Here is a 21,586-nt window from a genome sequence, read left to right as displayed (position 1 = left end):
CCGAGCGCCCCGGGCGTCCCTGACCCCTGCGGGACGGGTGCCCCTGCCTACAGCCGGCCTGCGCGTTGCGCCTCGATGGCGGCGCGCACGCCTGCGCCATAGGCCGGGTCGGCCTTGGTGCAGTGCTCAATGTGCTTTTGCACGATGGGGTCGGACACACCGGCGATGGCGCGCGCGGTGTTCTCGAACAGCAGCTGCTGCTTGTCGGGCGTCATCAGGCGAAACAGGTCGCCGGGCTGGGTGAAGTAGTCGGCATCGTCTTCGCGGTAGTTCCAGCGCGCGGCGTCGCCGTAGAGCTTTTCGACGGGTTCGGCGTACTCGGGCTGCTCCTGCCATTGGCCACGGGTGTTGGGCTCGTAGGCGATGGTGCGGCCAAAGTTGCCGTCCACGCGCATGGCGCCGTCGCGGTGGTAGTGGTTGACCGGGCAGCGCGGCGCGTTCACCGGGATCTGGTGGTGGTTCACGCCCAGGCGGTAGCGCGCCGCGTCGGCATACGAGAACAGGCGCGACTGCAGCATCCGGTCGGGCGAGGGGCCGATGCCGGGCACCAGGTTGGAGGGCGCGAACGAGGCCTGCTCGACCTCGGCGTAGTAGTTGTCCGGGTTGCGGTTGAGCTCCATCACGCCGACCTCGATCAGCGGGAAGTCCTTCTTGCTCCAGACCTTGGTCAGATCGAAGGGGTGGAAGCGGTAGGTCTGCGCCTGCTCCTCGGTCATGATCTGCACGCACAGCTTCCACCTGGGGAAGTCGCCGCGCTCGATGGCGCCCAGCAGGTCGAGCTGGCTGCTTTCGCGATCCACGGCAATGGTGGCGGCCGCCTGGGCATCCGAGAGGTTCTCGATACCCTGCTGGCAGACCCAGTGGAACTTGACCCAGTGGCGCACGCCCTCCCGGTTGATCAGGCTGTAGGTGTGCGAGCCGAAGCCGTGCATGTGCCGGTAGCCGCGCGGAATGCCTCGGTCGCTCATCACGATGGTGACCTGGTGCAACGCTTCGGGCAGGCCAGTCCAGAAGTCCCAGTTGCTCTCGGGGCTGCGCAGGTTGGTGTAGGGGTCGCGCTTGACGGCCTTGTTCAGGTCGGGGAACTTGAGCGGGTCGCGAAAGAAGAACACCGGCGTGTTGTTGCCCACCAGATCCCAGTTGCCCTCCTCGGTGTACATCTTCACGGCAAAGCCACGGATGTCGCGCTCGGCATCCGCCGCGCCGCGCTCGCCGGCCACAGTGGAAAAACGCGCAAACAGGGGGGTCTGCTTGCCAATCTCGGCAAACACCCGGGCGCGGGTGTAGGCCGTGATGTCGCCGGTGACGGTGAAGCTGCCGTAGGCGCCCGAGCCCTTGGCGTGCATACGCCGCTCGGGGATGACCTCGCGGTGGAAGTGCGCGAGTTTTTCCAGGTGCCACAGATCCTGCAGCAGCATGGGGCCGCGCGGGCCGGCGGTCAGCGAGTCCTGGTTGTTGGCGACGGGAGCGCCAGCGGCAGTGGTGAGGCGGTGGGCCATGGGTGAACTCCTTTGCGGTGATGAAGCGTTGGGCGGCGTGCCACTGTTTATTTCTTGTAATTGTTGTCATCACCCATGAAAAGGGCAACGCCCCGGCCATTGGATTTATCCAAGGCCGCCATAGCCGGGCCTGTGCCGGCTTCAGCCCACCAGCAGCTTTTGCACCAACTCGGCTGCCGTGGAGGCGCCGTATTTGCGCATCAGGCGGGCGCGGTAGATCTCCACCGTGCGGTGGCTGATCTCCAGCGCGCGCCCGATTTCCTTGCTGGTCATGCCATCGAGCAGGCGCGCGGCGACCTCGCGCTCACGCGCCGTGAGCTCGGCGCGCACCGGGCGCTCGGCGCTGAGATCTTCAAAGGCCCAGATGCCCGAGGCGTGCGGCTGCTCGCGGTTGAGCGCCCGGCCCGAGACGTGGCACCAGAAGATCTCGCCGCTGGCGCGCTTCATCAGGCGGCTGTCGGCGTAGTGGCCGCGTGCGTTCAGGATGGGCTCCATGCGCCGGCCCAGGCGCTCGTACTCGTCGGCGGACGGATACAGGAGGCGAAACGACTGGCCGATCAGCAACTCGCGCGAGGCGCCGAACATCTCGCATACCTGCTGGTTGCAGTCGATCATGGTGCGGTTGCGCGAGATGACCAGGCCCACGGGAGCCATCTCGAACGCCAGGCGGTAGTCGGCAATGTCCATGGAGATACTTAGGGAATACTACTTAAAAACTTACGTAGTATCGTAGCCGACTCAATCCCCCATTCCTTTCATCAGGAGACAGTCAGTGAACAAGCTCTACCCTTCTGCGGCCGAAGCGCTGGCAGGCGTCGTGCGCGATGGCCAGATGCTGGCCGTGGGCGGCTTCGGCCTGTGCGGCATTCCCGAGGCGCTGATCGAGGCGCTCAAGGACAGCGGCGTGCGTGACCTCACGGTGATTTCCAACAACGCTGGCGTCGATGGCTTCGGCCTGGGCCGGCTGCTGGAGACGCGCCAGATCAAGAAGATGATTAGCTCCTACGTCGGCGAGAACAAGGAGTTCGAGCGCCAATTCCTGGCCGGCGAGCTGGAGCTGGAGTTCACCCCGCAGGGCACGCTGGCCGAGAAGCTGCGCGCCGGCGGCGCCGGCATCCCGGCCTTCTTCACCAGGACGGGCGTGGGCACCCTGGTCGCCGAGGGCAAGGAAACGCGCGAGTTCGACGGCCACACCTACGTCATGGAGCGCTCGCTGGTGCCCGATGTGTCGCTGGTCAAGGCGCACCGCGCCGACAAAAGCGGCAACCTGCAGTTTCGCCTGACGGCACGCAACTTCAACCCGGCTGCGGCCACTGCCGGCAAGGTCTGCATCGTCGAGGTCGAGGAGATCGTCGAGACCGGCCAGATCGCGCCCGACGATGTGCATCTGCCGGGCATCTACGTACATCGCATCGTACACAACCCGAATCCCGAAAAGCGCATCGAAAAGCGCACCCTCAGCGAGAAGAAATAAGGAGAGCAGACATGCCCTGGACGCAAGATCAGATGGCCGCGCGCGCGGCGCAGGAGCTGCAGGACGGCTTCTATGTCAACCTCGGCATCGGCATCCCGACGCTGGTGGCCAACCACACGGGCGACAAGGAAGTGTGGCTGCAGTCGGAAAACGGCATGTTGGGCATCGGCCCCTTCCCGACCGAGGATGAGGTGGATGCCGACCTGATCAACGCCGGCAAGCAGACCGTGACGACGATCGCCGGCTCGGCCATCTTCGGCTCGGATCAGTCGTTTGCCATGATCCGCGGCGGCAAGATCAACCTGTCCATCTTGGGCGCCATGCAGGTCAGCCAAAAAGGGATCTCGCCAACTGGATGATCCCCGGCAAGATGGTCAAGGGCATGGGCGGCGCCATGGATCTGGTGGCCGGCGTGCCGCGCGTGATCGTGCTGATGGAGCACGTGGCGCGCAAGAAGGACGGCACCACCGACCTGAAGATCCTGCCCGAATGCACGCTGCCGCTCACGGGCGTGGGCGTGGTGAACCGCATCATCACCGACCTGGGGGTGATGGACGTGACCCCCGAGGGGCTGAAGCTGGTCGAGCTGGCGCCGGGCGTGGAGTTCGACGAGATCCAGGCCAAGACCGGCGTGCCGCTGCTGCGCTGAGGCGCGCCGCCGGCGCTGATCCGTGCCAGCCGGGCCTGCCAGCCCGGCTTTTTTCTTGCGGCGGCGGACAAACGTATAGTTCCCCGCCATTGCCATTTGCTTTGCCGGGTTGCCGCATGTCCGAATCCACGTCTTCCGCCGACCTCGCCGCCCTGCAGGGCGAAGAGGGCAACAACGAGCACTATCTGCAGGCCGTCACCGACATGGCCGAGCACAGCAGCGTGGTCACCCAGTACGCGCTGTACAGCGAGCAGGGCGTCAAGCTGCTGGACAAGGGGGTGCCGGTGGAGGCGCAGCTGTACGAGCGCCTGGTGCGCCACAAGCTGCGCGGCTCCATCGACGAGCAGCTGGCGGTCGAGGGCATGGTCAGCGTGGAGTCGGTGCTGCAGGACGCTGCCGGGCAATATGCACAGGACGCGCTGATGCAGCTGCTGGCCAGCGCCCTGCCGGGCCTGGAGCTGGATCGGCTGTTGGCCCCGGTGCGGGCGCTGGAGCTGCCGCACCCGCTGGCCTTCAAGCTGACGGTGATGCGCGAGCAGCGCCGCCCCCTGTATGAGCACAGCATCCGCATGATGCTGGTGGGCCTGGCGCTGGGCCTGGACAGCGGCCTGGACGAGCGCCAATGCCAGAGCCTGGCGACAGCGGCGCTGCTGCACGACATCGGCGTGCTGCACATGACGCCCGACTGGCATGACCCGCAGACTCACATCAGCGGGGCCAGGCGCAAGGAGCTGCTGGTACACCCCATCACCGCCGCCATGCTGATCCAGGAGCACAAGGGCTATCCGCCTGCCGTGGCCCAGGCAGTGCTGGAGCACCACGAATACCTGGACGGCAGCGGCTACCCGCGTGGCCTGCGCGGGGCGGAGATCTCGCCGCTGGGGCAGATCCTGCTGCTGGCCGAGGTGGCGACGGGCTTTTTCGAGAAATACGCCGGCCAGGGCGCGGCGCCGCGCCTGTCGCTGATGCTGCGCATGAATCACCGCAAGTTCCCGCCAGCGCTGGTGGCCAGGGTGTTGCCGGCGCTGGCGCAGGCCACGGCGCAGGCTGGCCCGCCCGTTGGCGCCGAGCAGGTGCGCATCCTGATCAGCCAGTTGTCCCAGGCTTTTGCCGACTGGGACAGGCTGTGCCTGACGCTGCCGCCCGAGGCCTTTGCGCCCGACAGCGGGCGCCCCAGCACGTTTGTCACGCAGCGCCTGGTGGGCCTGCAGAAATCGCTGTTCGAGTCCGGCTCGCACCCCCAGCAGCAGGCCGAAGCGCTGGACTATCTGCAGGGCGACCCGCAAAGCCTGGCCGAGCTGGCCTGGCTGGGGCGCGAGGCGCTGTGGCAGCTGCGCAGCATCGTCGATGTCGTCCACGGTCGCTGGCCCCGGCTGCATGACAGTGCGGATGCCAGCGACCAAGCGGTGCTGGCCTGGGGCGAAACCCTGGCAGCGCAGGCCCCGCAGGCTGGGGCCGCCCTGCAGTGATGGGGGGGGTGTGCAGCACTTGGTTTGCTATGTTTAATATAGCTGTCAGCGCTTGTCTGGTAAGGGTTTGAGCCTGATTTTGTTCTTATTTTGATGGTTTTGCCGGATGTTCAGGCGCTTTCTGGCGCAGCGGCGCCAGCAGCCGGGCGCAGTTGGCATCGTCCTCGGCGCCGGGCACGGTGATGGGCACCAGGGCCAGCGCCGCCGGCGCCACGGCGGCAGCGGCCACGGCAGCGCCGGCGCGCAGCAGCAGCGGGCCAGGGTCGATGCCGACCTGCGGATGGGCAAAAGTGCCGCGCACGTGCAGCGGCGTGCGCAGCGACAGGAACTTCCATTGCAGCGAGCGGGGCTTGATGCGCAGGCTCATCTCCTCCTCGGCCAGGTCGATCAGGCCGGTCATATCCACGATGGCTTCCTCGGTGTTGAGGCTGACCCGGTTGGCATCCGCCATGCCGTGGCGAACCCGGAAATCCGCTACCGCGCAGCGCAGCCTGACCTCGCGGTCGTCGCCGAACAGCTTGGCCACGATGACGCTGCCCAGGTTCAGCGCCGCCAGGTCGAGCATTTCCTTGCTGAAGGTGCCCTCGCGGATGAACAACCGCGTGCGTCCGGCGCTGCTGGCCAGCATGGCGGCCACCGAATCGCCCGAACCGGCCAGCTCGAACGAGCCGTCGAGCCGGCCAAAGCTCTTTTTCATCAGCTCCACCTTCGGAAACAGCGCCGACAGCTGCAGGCCTTCCACCGAGCCCTTGAGCGTGGCCTTGAGCGGCTGGCTGCGCCCGTCGATCAGCACGTCCGAGTCGATGCGCCCCCGGGCCAGGCCAAAGCGCAGCGGCGCCAGGTGCAATTGCCGGTCATCGAGCACGGCGCGCACGCTCAGGCGCTCCAAAGGCAGTGCCTCGGGGCGGATGATGTGCTCGCCGTCGAAGGCGACGTCCAGATCCATGGCGTCCCAGCGCCCGGTGGCAAAACGTGCATCGGGCAGGACTTTGCCGGGGCGCTGGTGCGTGCCTTTTTCCTGAGGGCGCTTGCCGCTGGGCGCGCCCAGTACCGGCCCGAGGTCGGCCAGGCGCAGCTGCTTTGAAGTGACGTGGCCCTGCAGCCTGGGGCGCGGCTGGCCGGAGGTGTAGCGCAGCGTGCCGTGCAGGTCGCTGTCGCCCACAGTGCCGTTGAAGTCGCGGTACTCCCAGACCGCACGATCGGGCGCCAGGCTGCCCAGCAGACGGCCCTTGACCTCGAAGGGCGGCGTGTTGGGCAGCACCAGGCCGGTCAGCGGGAACAGGTCGGCCATGCTGGCGCCGCCCAGCAGCACCTGGAAGTCCAGGCCCGACAGGGCCGCCGGGTTGTCCAGCACGCCTTCGAGTTGCACCTGGACGTTGCCTGAGCGCGCCGACAGTTGCAGCGGAAAGCGCACCTGGCGCTCGCGCAGCGCCAGCACTGGCCCGGCCAGGCCGCTGCCTTCGATGGCGGCCTTGCCGTACCGGCCCTGCAGCCCCAGCCGCACGCCGTAGCGATCTTGCGACTGAGCCGCACCCTGCTCCAGGTTGTCCACGCGCACGCGCAGCGCCAGGTCTTTGCTGTCATCGGCGTAGCCCAGCCAGCCGCCCCGGATGACGAGCTGGCCGACCTGCAAATCCCACGGGTTGTCGCGCCCGGGCCGCTCCTGGCCCTGTTCAGTGGTGGTGAACGTCCAGTTGTTGCTGCCATCCTGGCGCCGTGCGAACACGATGTCGGGCGCTGTCAGCACCAGGGTGTCCAGCAGCAGCGTGCGCGACAGCAGGGGCAGCAGGCGCAGCGTGGCGCTGGCGCTGGCGATGCGGCCCATGCCTGGCGGTGCAGGCGGCACCAGCGCCGCTGCCTGCGCCGTGGCAAAGCCCTGCGGGTTATCCATGCGCAGCTGCTGCGCCTGCAGCGTCAGCCCGGGCACCCAGTGGCGCCAGCCGCTCTCCAGCGGCTGCGGCCAGTGCCAGCGGCCCGTCAGATCGCCCTCGATGGCGAAATCGCGCCCGGTGGCGGCGCTGACCTTGCCGTTCACCCAGGGCTTGAGACGGTTCCAGTCGAAGCTTGCTGCCAGCACGATCAGCAGCAGCACCAGGGCGACAAGCGCTGCCAACAGCGCCAGCGCCCAGCGTAGCGCCCGCCGTGCCGGGCGCTGGCGCGGGGCGGTGGGCGATGGATTGGGGGCAGCGGCGGGTGCGGGAGCAGGGGTCATGGCGTGCGGCAGCGGGGCAGCGCAAGTCCTGGACTGGCGCCGGGCCTTTCATGCTAGGGCCGCAACCGCTCTGCACAGCCCCCGGGCCAGCGTTTGCCGCGCTTGTCCTACAGCCCGGCGCCACGCCTTGCCGCGCAGCCTGGGCTGTGCGGATCGGTGTTGCTGGCCGGCAGCGTCCAGCAGGCAGGCATCCATGGCAGGCACATGCGCTTTCTGCCTACAGGCTGACGGGATATGTTGCAAGCAGAATCGAAACAATTTGCAGTCAACCTTGGGGCCAAGCTTTTTTCTTCCACCTTTTCGACACCAGCGAGGCTGCCATCCATGCACACTGCCACTGCACTGACCCAGGAAACCATCTTCGGCATGGCCGACGGTGCCGCGTACTCGGGGATGCTGTGCCTGGGAGGAGACGGCAAATGCTATTTCTTCGCCCAGGTGCAGGTCGATGGCGAGCCGGTGACGCTGCCTCAGGCGCGTTTCGATTCGCGCGAAGCCGCCCTCAAAGGTTTGGCCAGCATGGCCTCGGGTGCCGCCCGCCAAGCCGCCCATCCCACACCGGAGCACCCATGACTGCAGACCCCCAAGGCATCCACATTCTGGAAGAAGGCTATCGCGGCTTTCTGATCCGCATCCCCGTGCCGCAGCAGGACGGGCGCATCGTGTCCCAGCCGGTCGAGGCCAGCGTGACTGCGGTGACCGACCATGCGGCAGCGCACCTGGAGGCCGTGCGCTGGGATGCGGTCGAGCGCTCCGAAGGCGACTTACACACCCTGGCGCACATCAAGCACGCCATCGACGTGGCCTTGGAGGGGACGGAGCACCAACCGCCCCTGCCGGGCGTGTTCGAGCCTGCTGCATGACCGGATTAGGGTAAAAAATGGCTCAAACCCTTGCCAGTCAAGCGTTGCAAGCTATTGAAGGAATAGCAAGCTGAGAGTCTGGCGCCGCTACAATGGCGCCCCCATGCACAACCCCCACGACCCACGCGTCCTGCCCATGCGCGATGGTGTCAGTCCAAGCTGCGTCGTGCTGCCGTCCACGGGCTCGGGCCTGTTGCTGGACTTCCTGTGCCAGCGCCTGCCGGCGGTGGCACGCGCCGACTGGCTGCGGCGCATGGCGGCGGGTGAGGTGGTCGATGAGCATGGCCGGGCCGCCGGCGCAGCCACCGTGTTCACTGCCGGCCTGCGCTACTACTACTACCGTGAGCTGGCGCATGAGTTGGCGCTACCGTTCCATGAGCGCGTGCTGTATCACGACGAGCACCTGCTGGTGGCTGACAAGCCGCATTTCTTGCCGGTGGTGCCAGGCGGGCAGTACCTGCAGGAGACGCTGCTGGTGCGCCTCAAGCGCCGTCTGGGCCTGCCGGAGCTGTCGCCCGTGCATCGCATCGATGCCGGCACTGCTGGCCTGGTACTGTTTTCCGTCCAGCGCGCCACGCGCGGCAGCTACCAGGCCCTGTTTCGTGAGCGCGCGATACGCAAGGTCTATGAGGCCATCGCGCCCTGGCGCGCCGACCTGCCCCTGCCGCGCGTGCAGCAAAGCCGGCTGGAGGAAAGCGGCCATTTCTTTCGTATGCACGAGGTGCCGGGCGTGCCCAATGCCATCACCGCCATCGATGTGATCGAGCGCTCGGCAGGGCTGGCGCGCTATCGGCTGGAGCCCATCACCGGGCGGCGCCACCAGTTGCGCGTGCAGATGGCGGCGCTGGGGCTGCCGCTGGTCGGCGATACGCTGTACCCGCAGGTCAATGATGCGGCGCCTGGGGATTGGTCTAACCCGCTGCAGTTGCTGGCGCGCAAACTGCAGTTCACCGATCCACTGACGGGGCAGCGGCAGCACTTCGTCAGTACCTTGCGGCTGCGAGATTTACGTGATTGGGAGGGGGTAGAGGGCTGAAGCGCCGGCCCTGCCGAGGGTGGCGGGCTGGAGCGGGCGATGGGAAAAACCCTACATCACATTTATTCAATAAAACAACAACTTACCAAGTTTCATGCTCAAAAAATGGGCAGGAAAGTGTGGGTTGAATTTGTGGGTTGATTGGGCTTTGTTGCACAAATCGCCTCGCTGCCACGCGTAGACTGACGGCGTGACAGAAGCGAAGAGAAGGCAGCGGAGCAAGTACCGCACGACGAACTGGAAGACGTACAACGCGGCGCTGAAGGCGCGAGGCTCGTTGACGATGTGGCTGGATCAGGGCATGCAGTGGCTTGGCACGCCGAGTGGCAAGCGCGGACGCAGCCCGACCTTCTCGGACGCAGCAATCCAGTTCTGCCTGAGCATCAAGAGCCTGTTCGGCCAGCCCTTGCGCCAGGCGCTTGGCATGGTGCAAAGCCTGCTGCGGCTGGCCAAGCTGGACTGGCCAGTGCCTGACTTCAGCACGGTCTGCCGACGCCACAAGACCTTGCAGGTCGAACTCAGCTACCAGCGACCCCAGTGGCCGCTGCAGTTGCTGGTGGACAGCACCGGCATCCAGTTCCTGGGCGAAGGTGAGTGGAAACGCAACAAGCATGGTGCCGAGTATCGGCGCGAATGGCGCAAAGTCCATCTGGGCATCGACGCCACGAGCCTGCAGATACGCGCCATCGAGGTGACCAGCAACGCCATCGGAGACGCACCGATGCTGCCCGAGTTGCTGGCCCAGATTGCCGCCGACGAGCCCATCGAAAGCGTCTGTGCGGATGGTGCCTACGACACGCGAGGCTGCCTGGACGCCATTGCCCAACGGCAGGCGATGGCGGTGATCCCGCCGCGCAAGAACGCCAGCCATTGGAAGAAGTCCAGTCCGGGCTGGGCGCACCGCAACGAAGCCATTGCTGCGTGCAAGCGCCTGGGTCACAGCATCTGGAAGAAGTGGAGCGGCTAGCATCGACGCAGCCTTGTGCAGACGAAGATGCACTGCTTCAAGCGACTGGGCGAGCGTGTGACGGCGCGCACGTTCGAGCGCCAGGTGGTGGAGTTGCATGTACGCGTGGCCTTGCTGAATCGCTTCAGCCAGATCGGCCGTCCTCGAACCGTACCAGTGGCTGCCGTGGCATAGATCCGTCTGGGGTGGGGGTCATGCCGTCTGCAACTCGATTTGTGCAACAAAGCCCTTGCACCCCATTCCCTTGCCATTTGGCCCTTTGGCCCTTAGAAGTCTTTGGATATAGAGCGGTGGACATTGGTCGTCCACCGTCAATGTGGGGGTGGTGAGGCCGGATTGATGCGGGAAGGCTGGCTGTTCCCGCCCTACGATGAGGCTCATTGTTGGATGCTGGAGAACCCCGGTGAGCCCTTTTATTGATCATGTAAGGATTTTTCCTTACAATGCGAGCATTGCGATCAGGAGAGCCGCCATGCCTGCCATTCACGAAGTTGCCACGCTGACCTCCAAGGGTCAGATCACGCTGCCCAAATCCATCCGGCAGGCGCTTGGTGCCGATACTGGTAGCAAGCTTGCGTTCGAGCTTCGTGGCAGTGAGGTCGTCGTGACCCGCGCCGATGCCGAGCACGAGGACCCGGCCATTGCCGCGTTTCTGACCTTGCTGGCCCGCGACATTGAAGCGGGCCGGAATGTGCGCGGCCTGCCCGAGGATGTGGCTCGCACCATGCTGGAGCACGCGGGACACAAGGTGGACCTGGGCGATGATTTCGATGAGGAAGTGGAAATCTGATGCAACAGCATGGCTGGACTCTGCTGTTTCACGACAACCTGATCGAGCAGATGATGAAGCTGCGCGCGGCCGTGCTACGCGCCCAAGAGAACGGCCCGGAAGGGTTCGGATCGAACGCCAACGTCAAGTTCTTCCGGGCCTTGGTTCAATTGATACAAGACGTGATACCGAATGATCCGGCGCGTGACGAATACCGCCAGGGCAACACCCTGGGGTCGGATCACCGCCACTGGCGGCGGGCCAAGCTCGGAAGGCGATACCGGCTGTTCTTCCGCTACGACTCGAAGGCGAAGGTCATCGTGTACACCTGGGTCAACGATGAACAGACCCTGCGGTCTTCGGGAAGCAAATCAGACCCGTATGCCGTGTTCGAGAAGATGCTCGGGCGCGGGAACCCGCCGGACGAATGGAGGGCATTGGTACAGGCAAGCAAGCAGGATTGGAGCAAACTGGAATAGGCATCCCTCAGTAGCAGGAGACGACCATAAACACCACGACCCGCATCAGCACCGCAGAACGCCTCGGCCGTAGCTTTGGCCGTGGATGGCGCGCCTATGCGCGTGGCGAACGGCGGGCGTCGAGCTGGTTGGTGTACAGGGGCGTGCCGGTAGTTGGTGCCACCGTGCTGTTGTGTGGGTGGTCAAGCTGGCCGTGCTCGGTGTACTGCTCTATTCCGCGTTCTGGCTGGCACTGCTGTTGGTTTGTGTCGTGGCTGTGGGATGGGCAGCAAATCAGAGCCATTCAGACGAAGAGTTCCATTTGCAGTTTCCTACCACCTTGGAAGAACTTCGAGAGACACCGGGTTATGACCCGAATCTCTACAACGACACATCTCATGAGATGTACAAGGATGATGACTGACACTCGGCTTGAGCGTGCGTCACTTCAACTTCCTTGACATTGCGCCAGCTCCTTTTCCACCGGCAGCGCCTGCGTCCCTCGTACCTGCTGAGAAACTGTTTGCGATCGTTCCAGCGCGGATTCCGGCCCAGGTCAGCGCACCGATCCAAAAGGTGGGCAGCACGATGAACATCGTCCCCATAACGAAGTTCAACAACAGGTCGCCAAAGGCGTTGTTCAGCCCCACCAGTGGATCGAAGTTGGCGTGTGGCCGGTTCCAGCCGAAGCCCCAGCCATAAAGCGCATCGAGGATGGTGCTGTCGATCCAGCGCGCGAGCTGGAACCAGAAATCGACGAAGAACAGCGCGAACTGCACGACGCTCACGGTAACGACCGTCTTCAAGTCATAGGTGCCCACAACCAGCACCAGCGGGATGCAGATGACCAGCGCCATCTTGAGCAAGCCGAGCACCATGGGCAGCGCTTGGCGCACCACGTCCATGGCGGGAAACGCGGCAATCGCGCCGACAGCCATGCCGACGTCGCCCGTGGCCCGCGTCACGATGTTTGGCAGGGTCTTGTCGATTTGGCCGCCGTAGTCCGTATAGACGTTGCCCTGGTTCAGTTTCTGCTGCCGCGGCGAGGCGATGGTGCGGATTACCGAGTCGTCCACCTCGGCTCGGCTCAGAAAGCCGGCCCAGCCCGCCAGGCGATTCAGCAGGCTTGGGTCTACCTGCCCCAGCAGGCGTGCGCGCAGGCCATTGCTGCCATCGGCCCACCACTGCCTGCAGGACGGATAGCCGCCACCGCTGGCCACCTGCGCAAGCCCGGCATCACGGTTGCTGTCGTAGGGCCAGTCATCGCGTGGTGTGCTGGAGCGATAGCTGTCGTAGTAGCCGCCGGTGTCCGTGAAGAAGCGCGAGCCGATCCAGGTCACGTCGTGCATTTGTGTCTCATCGAGGTCCGGGCGCGCCGCTGTACCGGCGTTTCGGCACGGGCCATCGGCGACTGGCCCAGCAGGAGGGCCGTCACCAGAACAAGGGGAAGAAGGGGCACGCCGCGATGCGCGGCGCGCAGCCAGATCGAAGCCACCATCGCGCCATTCCTGTGTGATCAGCAATGGCTTGATCGTGGAGATCAGGGCGACTTCAGGCCGCAAACAATAGGAATCCAAGCATCACCGGATTCATACGTTAAATAGCTTCACACGGCACTTTCGATGTGTCCAAAGATCTTGCGTGAAGCGCTTGATAGAGCACTACCTAGATTGTTTCTGCGGGTTACAATTTTCAAGGAAAACGTCAGGGCGGCACGTAGTGCCGTAAAGGGCATCTCGTTATACACAACTCACCCCAGCCCGGCCTCGCGCATGTAGCGCACCCCGGCCACAAACGCCGCTACGTCCTGCATTCCCAACCAGATCGTCTTGGCGCCGGGTTCACCATCGCCCTTGCGTGCCAGAAACCCACCGCGCTGTGCGATCAGCCGCAGCACCGTATTGAGCTGGGGCACCTCCTTGGGTGGTTTTTTCTTGTTCAAGATGAACGCCGCGTGCCACTCTTGGGTCTCCAGCAGCAGATCGGCGGGCAGCTCGGGCAGGGTGCGTCCCAGACGCATCAAGCGGTTGATGCGCCAGGCAATCACCATGTACAGCGCCAGGGCCGTTTGCAGCGCCTGCGTGTTGCCCAGCTGCAGGCGCTGGACTTGGCAGCCTTCCTTGAGCACCAGAAAGAACAGCTCGATTTCCCAGCGCGCGCGGTACCAGTCGATCAGCTCACAGGCCTGCTCCAAGGTGACGGCCTGGCGGTTGCTCAGCAGCCGCCAGACCACGGGCTGCACTCCCGGCGGGGGATCGATCTCGGTGGCGATCAGGCAGCTGACTTCGATGCGGCCCTGGCGGCTGTCCTTGACAACGACACGCCGCACGCGCACCTCTTGTTTGACGCTGCGCGCCTTGCGGCCACGACCGGCGGCAATCTCAAAGCGCACGCACCCCAGCGGCGCGCTGTCCATCACGTTTTGCCACAGCTTGCCGCCTTCGGGCAGGACGCGGTTGTGCTTGCAGCGCACCAGATAATCGGCTGGATAGTCCAGCTCGTGCGCGCGTTCGAGCAACGCCATGATGTCCCCTTCGCGGTCGCTGATGCACACATGGCGCGTTTGCGGCAGCTGCGCGGCCTGCTCTGCGATGCGCTCATAGCTCTCAATCCAGCGCAGGCTCTCCACAACGCCTGGGCGCTGGCCATCGAGCGGCTTGGGCTCGCGTGCCCACATCCAGGCGTCGGTCACGCCCAGCGGTTCACGCTGCGGGGTGATGACGTAAGTGGGGTGCAGGTACATGCCGCGCTGGGCTTCGTAGCTCAGCGGCCCCAGACCCTGCATTTGCTGGCCGTTGTAGTCCAGCTCCGTGGTGTCTTGCAGGCACAGCACCAGCGGGTGCGCGGCCATGCGCTGGACGCTGGCTTGCCAGTGCGGCTGCATCACGTCCTCCCAGGACAGGCGGTCGTTGTTCAAGAAACGGTAGGCCGCAATCGTCTCTGTCCAATTGCTGCAGGCGTTGGGGATGCTCGCCGTCGGCTTGGCGGCCAGGCGTTCGGCCAGCAGCACCGCCCGCTTGTTCAGCCGTGCATCGCCCAGATCGAGGGTTTCAAATTCCTGTGCTGCCCAGCTCATCGGTTTGCTTCTTTACGGAGAAATGTGGATGGTAGAGGGTTGTGTATAACGAGATGCGTAAAGGGGGACATATGCCGATTACTCTGACAGCATTTACTGTTCAGAAAGAATGGGAGGGCTGTACGTGGAGCGTGCCCTCCGTTGACGAGCTTGCAAACGCCATCGCCATTATCGCGGTAGGCCAAGCCCTTCATGTCGCTAACATCTTGCACGCTGCAGGCTTGGCTGCAAAAACCACCACCAAAGGCGCGGTCAAGGGGGCGATCAAGCTCCTTACCTCATCTGGCAATATCGCGCACCGGGATGGCTGGATGTTCCAGGTCATGTCCTGGCTTGCTGCCCAGTTGCGCACCCCGGGTGCGCTGATGAACACCCCTCACATGATTCATGCCCACAAGGGCTTGGATGGGTTGCAGGTGTCCATCGACGGAGCCGAGAAGGTCACTGCCGTCGTACTCTTCGAGGATAAGGCGACGGAAAACCCTCGGTCTATGGTGACCAGCAAGGTGTGGCCTGGATTCATGGAGTTCGAAACTGGCGAAAACGAGCACCTTGTTGCTGCCGAGGTGACTCTGCTCCTCAAGAGCTCTGGGCACTCTGACCCCCAGCATGCGGTAGCTGACATTATGTGGAAGCAGGCCCGTCGCTACCGCTTGAGCATCACGGACGGGCAGAGTACGGATCAGTCACAGGCCAAGCTGTTCAAGGGGTACGAGAAAAATGTTCCTGGCGGGGTGGAGCGGCGGCGCGCTGAAGTTTTTGAAGTGATGGGCCTTCGCAAATGGATGGATGACTTGGCGAAGGTGGCCATTAAGAAGGCTGAGTCTTTGGCAACTACTGACTGAGAGCGACGCGTGTTTGATGACCCCACCTCCGAGCTCATCCGATCTGCCCCAGAACTGTCTGGCTTAGATCCCGACTCATTGCCCAAGGCTCTTACCAAGGCCTTCGCCGAAATCGTTGCAGTACGGCTGCGCCTCCGAAAGATGGCGAACGGGGCGTCCAACGCCGCTGATCTGCTGGAGGCGCTACGACCTGAGCTTGAGCGGCTCCGGAAGATTGCATTTACCCAAGAAGCCATCGCTTCCGTAAATCCTGAAGGATCTCAACGACGTGGTGCGGCCTTTTTGGCAGCGACGGCGCATTATGTGACCCTGCAAGCGCAGCGGCTGGCGGCCCCGGATGAGCGAGACGATTATGGTCCGCTCACGGTCGGCGGAATTGCGCCGGAGGTCTCAGCGACGCTTCTATTCCTTGCTGCCGGCGCTAGTCCGGACGCCGCCGAGATGTCGCTCCAAATTCATCTTCCTGATGGCTTGCCGCAAGTCGAGCGGAGGCTCTTGCAGGACATCAAACGGCTTGCAACGGGCGATCTTGCCGCACTGCTTGCAGACTCGAACGTTCCTGAACCGCCATCCTTGGATAGTCATTTGACGATGGCCGAGGTTGGAGCGAGTGCGCTTTACCTAATGTTGCAGCGGTGCGTTCAGAGCATCGCGGCTGAGGTGCTCGGACGACCCGGATATCAGCCGTCACTACCCGAGCTTGAGCGTGTTGAAGCCATCTGCACGCAGCCGGTTGTGCAGTTCCAAGATCGACTTGGCAATAGCGGATTCCCTGGTCCTCGCCACTTGGCGTCTTTGTTGAGGGCCGTAGGTCGTGAGCTTCCAGTCGACAGTTTGGCCCGTCTGCCGGCGCCGCCTGACGTCAGCGCCTCTCTTTGGATTTCGGGCTTAACACTCATTGCTAATACCCGGCCGTATCTTTGGATAAATCACCGGAGCGCTGTTGCGCAGGGGTATCTCACCCCTGGTGTTTCGGCTGCTATCAGCTTTCCCACGGGGGCCGGGAAATCCACACTATCCGAGCTCAAGATTCTCTCGAACCTATGTCAAGGGAAGGACACTATCTTTCTGGCGCCGACATTGGCGCTAGTTGACCAGACCGCGCGCGCACTCCAGAAGACCTTTCCTGACGCGCGGCTGAGCCGTGAGCGGGGGAATGACAACCCCTTCGACTTTGACGTAAGCGATCGTCTTCCGCCGATATCGGTGATGACGCCAGAGCGCTGCTTGGCGTTGATGGGGTTTCAAGAGGAACTTTTCCAGAATGTTGGCTTGCTCGTGTTTGACGAGTGTCACCTGCTACACGCGGGCGTGAACGACCGTAGCCGGCGTGCCGTTGATGCGATGCTATGCATTTTGAACCTCTCTACGCACGCTCCGGATGCGGACTACCTATTGCTTTCGGCCATGATGAGCAACGCTGAGGAGGTGGCAGCTTGGTTGACGGAGCTCACCGGTCGGCAATGTCTATCGCTGAACATGGCATGGAAGCCGACGCGACAAGTGCGTGGCTCAGTGGTTTTTCCGAGCGACCAAATCACTAATTTACACAACAGGCTGTCGGCAAAGCGCCATGAATTGGTGGCGGCAGGCAAGCGCAAGTCCGGACCGCCAGCTGCGCTAAAGCGCGAACTCAAAGCTCGACCGCTGGGGTTTATTGGACTGAGATTTCGATGGGATTCGATGCGTCGAGACGACTACACGTTGCTTCCACTCTCAGACCACGAAATGCTACTTTCGGTCAGCCCAACAACTTGGAGGCTCACTCCGAATGTGAATAGAGTGGCCGCTGAGCTTGCTGCGCTCTCATCCCGCAGTGAGGGCAGCAAAGCGCTGATCTTCGCCCAGACAGTACCATACGCTATGAGCGCTCAGGAGATAGCAGGCCAGCATCTCGGAGAAGCAAATATTGCCTTCACGGAAGAAGAGCAACATCTGTACGACCTGACGCGGGATGAGTTGGGCGACGACTCGGCGCTCTACATCGACGTTGTCGAAGGCACGCGCGTGCGGTGGGCAAGCCTCTGTCATCACGGACTTCTGCTGCCGACTGAGCGGCAGTTACATGAGTCTCTCTTCAAGCGTCCGGACGGCGTGTCCGTGCTCGTTGCTACATCCACCCTGGCGCAGGGAATGAACCTTCCAAGCCACGTTGTCATCATCGCAGGTGACAGCAAGTTTGATGAGGAGAACAAGCAGTTGGCGCAGATGAAGGCGCATGACCTGCTCAACGCCGCCGGCAGGGCTGGGCGGGCAGGTCAGAGTTCGTATGGTCTCGTGCTAGTTATTCCCAGTAGAGTCATAGAAATCGATGACTCGAATAATCGGGTTGGCAAACATTGGAGGGATCTTCAAGGCATCTTCTCGCAGAGCGATCAATGCTTGGCCATCGAAGACCCGCTGGATGCCATCCTCGACCGTATCCAGGAGCTTGGCGAGCATGCCGGAGGCGATGCGGACTACCTTCTACGTCGGCTCCCTATCTCAACACAGGCCGCAGACGTCGATGGCCCTGCCAAGACGCTTCTAAGCAAGTCATTCGCGGCCTTCAAGCTAAGGAAGCAAGCGCGAGAGAATCTGCTGAACGATCGTATCAATCATGCACTGCGCGCGCGCAGGAAGCTTCAAGAGCTGGATGAAGAGCCCGACTGGGCCGATAAGATGGCCGCCAACTATGGCGCACCATCGGACGTATTGCGCGAACTCAAGGTTCGGCTTGAGAAGTCGCCTCCTTTTGGTCGAACGACGCTGGACTGGTTCACGTGGACTGCAACATGGTTGACCGAACGCCCCACCCTCATCGCACAGATGACTAGGCGCGAGAGCTTGGATGGTTATATGGGCGAACCGTTCAAGTCGATAGAAGGCGATGAGGAGCGAGGCAAGCTCGCCGTAGACGTTGTGCTTGAAGCGCTAAAGGCTTGGGTTGCCGGGCGGACGCTGGCAGAAATTCAGCAGCTGAAGCCCACGACCCAACAGCGGAAGCACTGCGAGCATGCTCGACGGTTCGTCCTGCGGGTACTTCCGGAACTCGCCTATATCTTCTCTCTTCCAGAGCTCGTTCGCCGATACTTGACGGAGGAAGAATTATCTTTGGAGATTGGTGAGCTTGTCTCGGTCGAACTCGAAAAGCTTGGAAACTGTGTTCGCGAGGGGTACGACACAGTTGAGAAGCTTGCGTTGGCGAAGGTTCGAGGCAAGACCGCATCGCGCATTCGCATCCATCGTCAGTGGGACGAGATGGATTGGTGGATGGACCTAAAGGTGCCTGGAGAGACTTGGCAGGAGCTGTTTGAGCGAGTCAAACGGAATACAGAGGAGTACGACGGAGCTTAGCGGAGATCGATGCTTTCATGCGGGGGACGAAATCCGCCGTTCCGTGATTGTTACGAACTGGAGGTCAAGGTTTAGAGGTACTTCTTGAAGCTGCCCGCAGTGGCTCCTCGTCGATTCGTGTGGAATCTGACAGGCACTACACATGGCGGTAGCCCGTGTCATTGCCAGGCTCAGCCATCTTGAATGGGCTTTGCGGCAAATCCTTGAGCCGGCCCATGCGCAGATGCGCAATCGCGATGAAGTTCTTGGCTGTGCGAAAGCCCCGGGCCGCCCGCTTGACCTGCAGCAGCAGCCCGTTCATGGCCTCCACATAGGCGTTGGAGCGGTTGTCCAGCATCGCCCGCACGACGCCATCGAAGTGTTCGGTGATGGTCTTGGCCAGACGCACAAAGGGCTTCAGGCGGCTTCGCCTGGCCCAGCTGAGCCAGCGCCTGAGCTCAAGCTGCGCGCTGCCCGAGTCGTTGTGTTCACGCGCCCTGGCGTACACCTCACGCAAACTCATCTTCATGCGCCAGGCACGGGCAGACTGAAGATGCGAGCGCTGCAGCCAGTGCATGGCGGCGCCTTGCCTGGCCGTCCAGCCCTGCGGGTTCTTGCGCATGCCCCACATCAAGCCCTTGCGGGTTTCGCTGTCCTTGTCACCAAAGACCTCCGTGACCGCCTTGGGGTGGCTGCGCCACTCGCTGGTGCGCACCTGGTCCATGGCCTGGCCGGCCAGGGCCACCACGTGAAAGCGGTCGTAGCTGATGGCCGCCTGGGGCAGCGCCTGGCTCACCCCCTTGAGGTAGGCGCCGCTCATGTCCTGGCAGACATGCTCGATCTTGGCGGGATCGCCCTGGTGCGCCTGCAAGTCCTGCACGAAGGCGTGCACCGTTTCATGGTCGCGCCCTTCGGTGGCAAACAGCAGCCGCTTGGCCTCCAGGTCATGCACCACGGTGATGTAGTTGTGCCCCTTGCGCAGGCTGGTCTCATCGATGCCGATGCGGCGCACGCCGCTCATGTCGTCGCCGTGGCGAGCGCACCCGACGTAGTGCTCGATGCGCAGCCACAGCTGTTTGTCCGAGCAGCGCAGCAGCTCAGCCGCCTGGCGCACCGGCATCTGCGCGCACAGCGACAGCGCCAGCGCTTCAAACAAGGCCGTAAAACCCGATCCCTCCCGGGCCCAGGCAACAGGCGCCTGCGCCGTCTTGCCGCAGCCCGAGCAGGCCACGCGCGGCACGTCGGCGTGCAGCCAGGCTTCGTATTGAAAGAAGTCCAGGTGGCGCCAGCAGCGGCGCAGCCGGTCGTGGATGCCTTGCTCGGCCAGGCCGCAGTGCGGGCAAGCCAGGCGCTTGGCGCTGCAGCGCACTTCAAAGTCGATGCGCCGGCGGGCCGTCTCAAGCTGCACCTGCACCACCTCCCAGGGCGGCTGCAGGCCCAGTGCCGTGGTGAACAACGCCTCGATCCCTGCTCCTGCGGTCATGTCGGTTTGCATCTTTCTTCTGATCTACTCAGTGTTGCCCCAGGGGCCAATTGCGGGTGTTGGGATCCACACGAATCGACGAGGAGCCGATACACCTGTGCTGGCTTCAGATTTCCCAGCAAATGACGAACGACCTCTTGTGCCTGCAACGACAGTGGCACGATGTATGGCGGGATGTCGGCGAAACGCTGGCGCTTCTTCTTGGTGAGCTGCTTGCGTTGCTTGAGCCTGACAACCGGGATGATCCACAGACCGCGCTCCAGATCAAACTGATCGGGCGTGGCGTAGCGCAATTCACCGGTGCGCACGCCCGTGAGCAGCAGCAGACGTAGACCCAGTTGCGTATTTAGGCGACCGCTGTACTTGCGCAACGTCTGCAGCATTGCCGGCAGCTCGGGCATGCGCAAAAAGGGATTGTTCTCCACCGGGGGCAGCGGCATCGCCACCACGTCCAAATCCTTGGCCGGGTTGTCGCCCATGTTGGGCACCACCACCGAGGCGTAGGTGAATAGCTGGCTGAACCAGGTGCGCAGCTTCTCGGCCACCGACAGCGAGCCACGCTTTTCCACTCTGCCGATGATGTCCAGCAGGTGGGCGCGGGTGACGTCGTAGATGGTCAGGTGGCGCAATACGGGAAACACGTCCTTGGCGAAGACGCGCCCGATCTGCTTGGGCGTACTTTGGCGGCCCTCATTTTCCAGAGAGAGGCTGCGGTGGGCCAGCCATTTGTCGTAGATGGCCTGGAAGGTGTGCTCGCCCGCCAGGACGATGGCGTGGCGCTTGCGCTCCGAATGCGGGTTGATGCCCTTGGCCAGCATGGCCCGGGCCTCGTCGCGCAGATTGCGAGCGTCTTTCAGGGAAAGCGCGGGATAGCCACCGAAGGACATGCGCTCGCGCTTGCCGCCCCAAGTGAAGCGGAAGTGCCAGGCCTTGAAGCCGGTGGCGGAGATGTAGAAGTAGAGACCGTCGAAATCGACAAGCGAATACGCCTTGCCGGTCACCTTGGCCTGTCGAACCTGGAGGTCTGAAAGCATGAGTCCAACTCCTGCGAAGCGAGTTGGATGCCATGTTCCCGACGGAACCCCGGCTCCTCCAGCAACAATACGGTTTTGGGGACCTCCGTATTGCCAGTGTACCGCTCAACGTACCAGTTAGAACCGGCTGGGAGTGGATTTCGCTGGATGTCAGTGGATTGAGATCAGGCAAAAATCTCAATCCTGACAATGACTTACGACGTTCCCTGGCGTTCGGTGGAAGTCCCTGGAAAGTCGAAGTGGAGCGGGCGATGGGAATCGAACCCACGTCTTGAGCTTGGGAAGCTCAGGTCCTGCCATTGAACGACGCCCGCATTCTCGTAAGTTTCTGATTTACCAGGGATTTCTACTGTAAGTGCTTGATTTTCTGGTGGATTGTACTCGCTTGCTGCTCGCGGCGTGGCAATTTAGAACCCAGCAAAACCCATCTACACTTA

At 63.1% G+C, this 21,586-nt stretch carries 15 protein-coding genes, 1 tRNA gene and 6 pseudogenes; 13 read left to right on the top strand and 9 right to left on the bottom strand.

From position 1 onward, the window contains the following. Positions 1-47 precede the first annotated feature (47 nt). Both IDM45_RS05740 and IDM45_RS05735 read right to left on the bottom strand, forming a co-directional pair. The gene (locus IDM45_RS05740; protein WP_209422000.1) at positions 48-1,499 is read right to left on the bottom strand and encodes a catalase; all 1,452 of its coding nucleotides are present in this window, start codon (positions 1,497-1,499) and stop codon (positions 48-50) included. A 141-nt stretch (positions 1,500-1,640) separates the two neighbouring features. After that, the gene (locus IDM45_RS05735) at positions 1,641-2,186 is read right to left on the bottom strand and encodes a PAS and helix-turn-helix domain-containing protein (RefSeq protein ID WP_209421999.1); all 546 of its coding nucleotides are present in this window, start codon (positions 2,184-2,186) and stop codon (positions 1,641-1,643) included. 85 nt (positions 2,187-2,271) lie between these two features. Between IDM45_RS05735 and IDM45_RS05730 the strand changes: the two genes are divergently transcribed. From IDM45_RS05730 to IDM45_RS05720, 3 genes and pseudogenes are all read left to right on the top strand, one after another. Further along, positions 2,272-2,973, top strand: a complete 702-nt coding sequence (locus IDM45_RS05730) for a CoA transferase subunit A (RefSeq protein ID WP_209421998.1) — start codon at positions 2,272-2,274, stop codon at positions 2,971-2,973. 11 nt (positions 2,974-2,984) lie between these two features. Next, positions 2,985-3,622 (top strand): annotated as a pseudogene (locus tag IDM45_RS05725) (3-oxoacid CoA-transferase subunit B). 116 nt (positions 3,623-3,738) lie between these two features. Beyond that, positions 3,739-5,091, top strand: coding sequence for an HD-GYP domain-containing protein (locus tag IDM45_RS05720; RefSeq protein WP_232654283.1), 1,353 nt, complete (start codon positions 3,739-3,741; stop codon positions 5,089-5,091). A gap of 85 nt (positions 5,092-5,176) precedes the next feature. On the opposite strand, the gene IDM45_RS05715 is transcribed toward IDM45_RS05720, so the two are convergent. Beyond that, positions 5,177-7,303 (bottom strand): AsmA family protein, encoded by a 2,127-nt coding sequence (locus tag IDM45_RS05715; RefSeq protein WP_209421997.1) that lies wholly within the window; start codon positions 7,301-7,303, stop codon positions 5,177-5,179. A 324-nt stretch (positions 7,304-7,627) separates the two neighbouring features. Between IDM45_RS05715 and IDM45_RS05710 the strand changes: the two genes are divergently transcribed. From IDM45_RS05710 to IDM45_RS18310, 8 genes and pseudogenes are all read left to right on the top strand, one after another. Next, a complete protein-coding gene (locus IDM45_RS05710) occupies positions 7,628-7,876 on the top strand; it encodes a hypothetical protein (protein ID WP_209421996.1) in 249 nt (82 codons plus the stop codon). Beyond that, complete coding sequence (locus IDM45_RS05705; protein ID WP_209421995.1) at positions 7,873-8,166, top strand: hypothetical protein; 294 nt, start codon at positions 7,873-7,875, stop codon at positions 8,164-8,166. The genes IDM45_RS05710 and IDM45_RS05705 overlap by 4 nt, the downstream gene beginning before the upstream one ends. A 103-nt stretch (positions 8,167-8,269) precedes the next feature. After that, positions 8,270-9,202 (top strand): pseudouridine synthase, encoded by a 933-nt coding sequence (locus IDM45_RS05700; RefSeq protein ID WP_209421994.1) that lies wholly within the window; start codon positions 8,270-8,272, stop codon positions 9,200-9,202. Between the two features lie 190 nt (positions 9,203-9,392). Next, a pseudogene (locus IDM45_RS05695) lies at positions 9,393-10,343 on the top strand (IS5 family transposase). Positions 10,344-10,641: 298 nt separating this feature from the next. Beyond that, positions 10,642-10,959: a type II toxin-antitoxin system PrlF family antitoxin gene (locus IDM45_RS05690; protein ID WP_209421993.1), complete on the top strand. Its 318-nt coding sequence runs from the start codon at positions 10,642-10,644 to the stop codon at positions 10,957-10,959. Next, positions 10,959-11,417: a type II toxin-antitoxin system YhaV family toxin gene (locus IDM45_RS05685; protein WP_209421992.1), complete on the top strand. Its 459-nt coding sequence runs from the start codon at positions 10,959-10,961 to the stop codon at positions 11,415-11,417. The genes IDM45_RS05690 and IDM45_RS05685 overlap by 1 nt, the downstream gene beginning before the upstream one ends. 26 nt (positions 11,418-11,443) lie before the next feature. Further along, positions 11,444-11,530, top strand: a pseudogene (locus IDM45_RS18315) (DUF3742 family protein); the annotation flags it as partial. 65 nt (positions 11,531-11,595) lie between these two features. Next, on the top strand, positions 11,596-11,820 hold the full coding sequence (locus IDM45_RS18310) for a DUF3742 family protein (protein WP_456299372.1): 225 nt from the start codon (positions 11,596-11,598) through the stop codon (positions 11,818-11,820). 19 nt (positions 11,821-11,839) lie between these two features. Here the strand turns inward: IDM45_RS18310 and IDM45_RS05675 are convergent. From IDM45_RS05675 to IDM45_RS05665, 3 genes and pseudogenes are all read right to left on the bottom strand, one after another. Further along, positions 11,840-12,775: pseudogene (locus tag IDM45_RS05675) on the bottom strand (conjugal transfer protein TraG N-terminal domain-containing protein); the annotation flags it as partial. Next, positions 12,769-12,894: pseudogene (locus tag IDM45_RS05670) on the bottom strand (RAQPRD family integrative conjugative element protein); the annotation flags it as partial. The pseudogenes IDM45_RS05670 and IDM45_RS05675, both read right to left, overlap by 7 nt. 252 nt (positions 12,895-13,146) lie before the next feature. Further along, on the bottom strand, positions 13,147-14,472 hold the full coding sequence (locus IDM45_RS05665; protein ID WP_209421991.1) for an IS4 family transposase: 1,326 nt from the start codon (positions 14,470-14,472) through the stop codon (positions 13,147-13,149). Between the two features lie 41 nt (positions 14,473-14,513). Between IDM45_RS05665 and IDM45_RS05660 the strand changes: the two genes are divergently transcribed. Together IDM45_RS05660 and IDM45_RS05655 are read left to right on the top strand one after the other, a co-directional pair. Then, positions 14,514-15,317, top strand: coding sequence for a hypothetical protein (locus tag IDM45_RS05660; RefSeq protein WP_209421990.1), 804 nt, complete (start codon positions 14,514-14,516; stop codon positions 15,315-15,317). A 9-nt stretch (positions 15,318-15,326) separates the two neighbouring features. Then, the gene (locus tag IDM45_RS05655; protein WP_209421989.1) at positions 15,327-18,653 is read left to right on the top strand and encodes a DEAD/DEAH box helicase; all 3,327 of its coding nucleotides are present in this window, start codon (positions 15,327-15,329) and stop codon (positions 18,651-18,653) included. Positions 18,654-18,789: 136 nt separating this feature from the next. Here the strand turns inward: IDM45_RS05655 and IDM45_RS05650 are convergent, their stop codons facing one another. The 3 genes and pseudogenes from IDM45_RS05650 to IDM45_RS05640 form a co-directional block, all read right to left on the bottom strand. Beyond that, on the bottom strand, positions 18,790-20,115 hold the full coding sequence (locus IDM45_RS05650) for an ISL3 family transposase (RefSeq protein WP_209421988.1): 1,326 nt from the start codon (positions 20,113-20,115) through the stop codon (positions 18,790-18,792). Between the two features lie 71 nt (positions 20,116-20,186). Then, positions 20,187-21,149, bottom strand: a pseudogene (locus IDM45_RS05645) (tyrosine-type recombinase/integrase); the annotation flags it as partial. A 240-nt stretch (positions 21,150-21,389) separates the two neighbouring features. Next, positions 21,390-21,463 (bottom strand) — tRNA-Gly (locus IDM45_RS05640). Positions 21,464-21,586 lie beyond the last annotated feature (123 nt).

The organism is Melaminivora jejuensis (genome assembly GCF_017811175.1).
Classification (GTDB): domain Bacteria; phylum Pseudomonadota; class Gammaproteobacteria; order Burkholderiales; family Burkholderiaceae_C; genus Melaminivora; species Melaminivora jejuensis.
The sequence above is the reverse complement of the archived record's forward strand: the minus strand, read 5'-3'. Positions and strand labels throughout refer to the sequence as shown.

What these genes read in the sequence shown, in the direction of transcription:
- IDM45_RS05715 (WP_209421997.1), bottom strand. Translation starts at nt 7,303, where the DNA reads ATGACCCCTGCTCCCGCACCCGCCGCTGCCCCCAATCCATCGCCCACC.
- IDM45_RS05700 (WP_209421994.1), top strand. Translation starts at nt 8,270, where the DNA reads ATGCACAACCCCCACGACCCACGCGTCCTGCCCATGCGCGATGGTGTC.
- IDM45_RS05650 (WP_209421988.1), bottom strand. Translation starts at nt 20,115, where the DNA reads ATGACCGCAGGAGCAGGGATCGAGGCGTTGTTCACCACGGCACTGGGC.
- IDM45_RS05690 (WP_209421993.1), top strand. Translation starts at nt 10,642, where the DNA reads ATGCCTGCCATTCACGAAGTTGCCACGCTGACCTCCAAGGGTCAGATC.
- IDM45_RS05720 (WP_232654283.1), top strand. Translation starts at nt 3,739, where the DNA reads ATGTCCGAATCCACGTCTTCCGCCGACCTCGCCGCCCTGCAGGGCGAA.
- IDM45_RS05710 (WP_209421996.1), top strand. Translation starts at nt 7,628, where the DNA reads ATGCACACTGCCACTGCACTGACCCAGGAAACCATCTTCGGCATGGCC.
- IDM45_RS05705 (WP_209421995.1), top strand. Translation starts at nt 7,873, where the DNA reads ATGACTGCAGACCCCCAAGGCATCCACATTCTGGAAGAAGGCTATCGC.
- IDM45_RS05665 (WP_209421991.1), bottom strand. Translation starts at nt 14,472, where the DNA reads ATGAGCTGGGCAGCACAGGAATTTGAAACCCTCGATCTGGGCGATGCA.
- IDM45_RS05740 (WP_209422000.1), bottom strand. Translation starts at nt 1,499, where the DNA reads ATGGCCCACCGCCTCACCACTGCCGCTGGCGCTCCCGTCGCCAACAAC.
- IDM45_RS05685 (WP_209421992.1), top strand. Translation starts at nt 10,959, where the DNA reads ATGCAACAGCATGGCTGGACTCTGCTGTTTCACGACAACCTGATCGAG.
- IDM45_RS05735 (WP_209421999.1), bottom strand. Translation starts at nt 2,186, where the DNA reads ATGGACATTGCCGACTACCGCCTGGCGTTCGAGATGGCTCCCGTGGGC.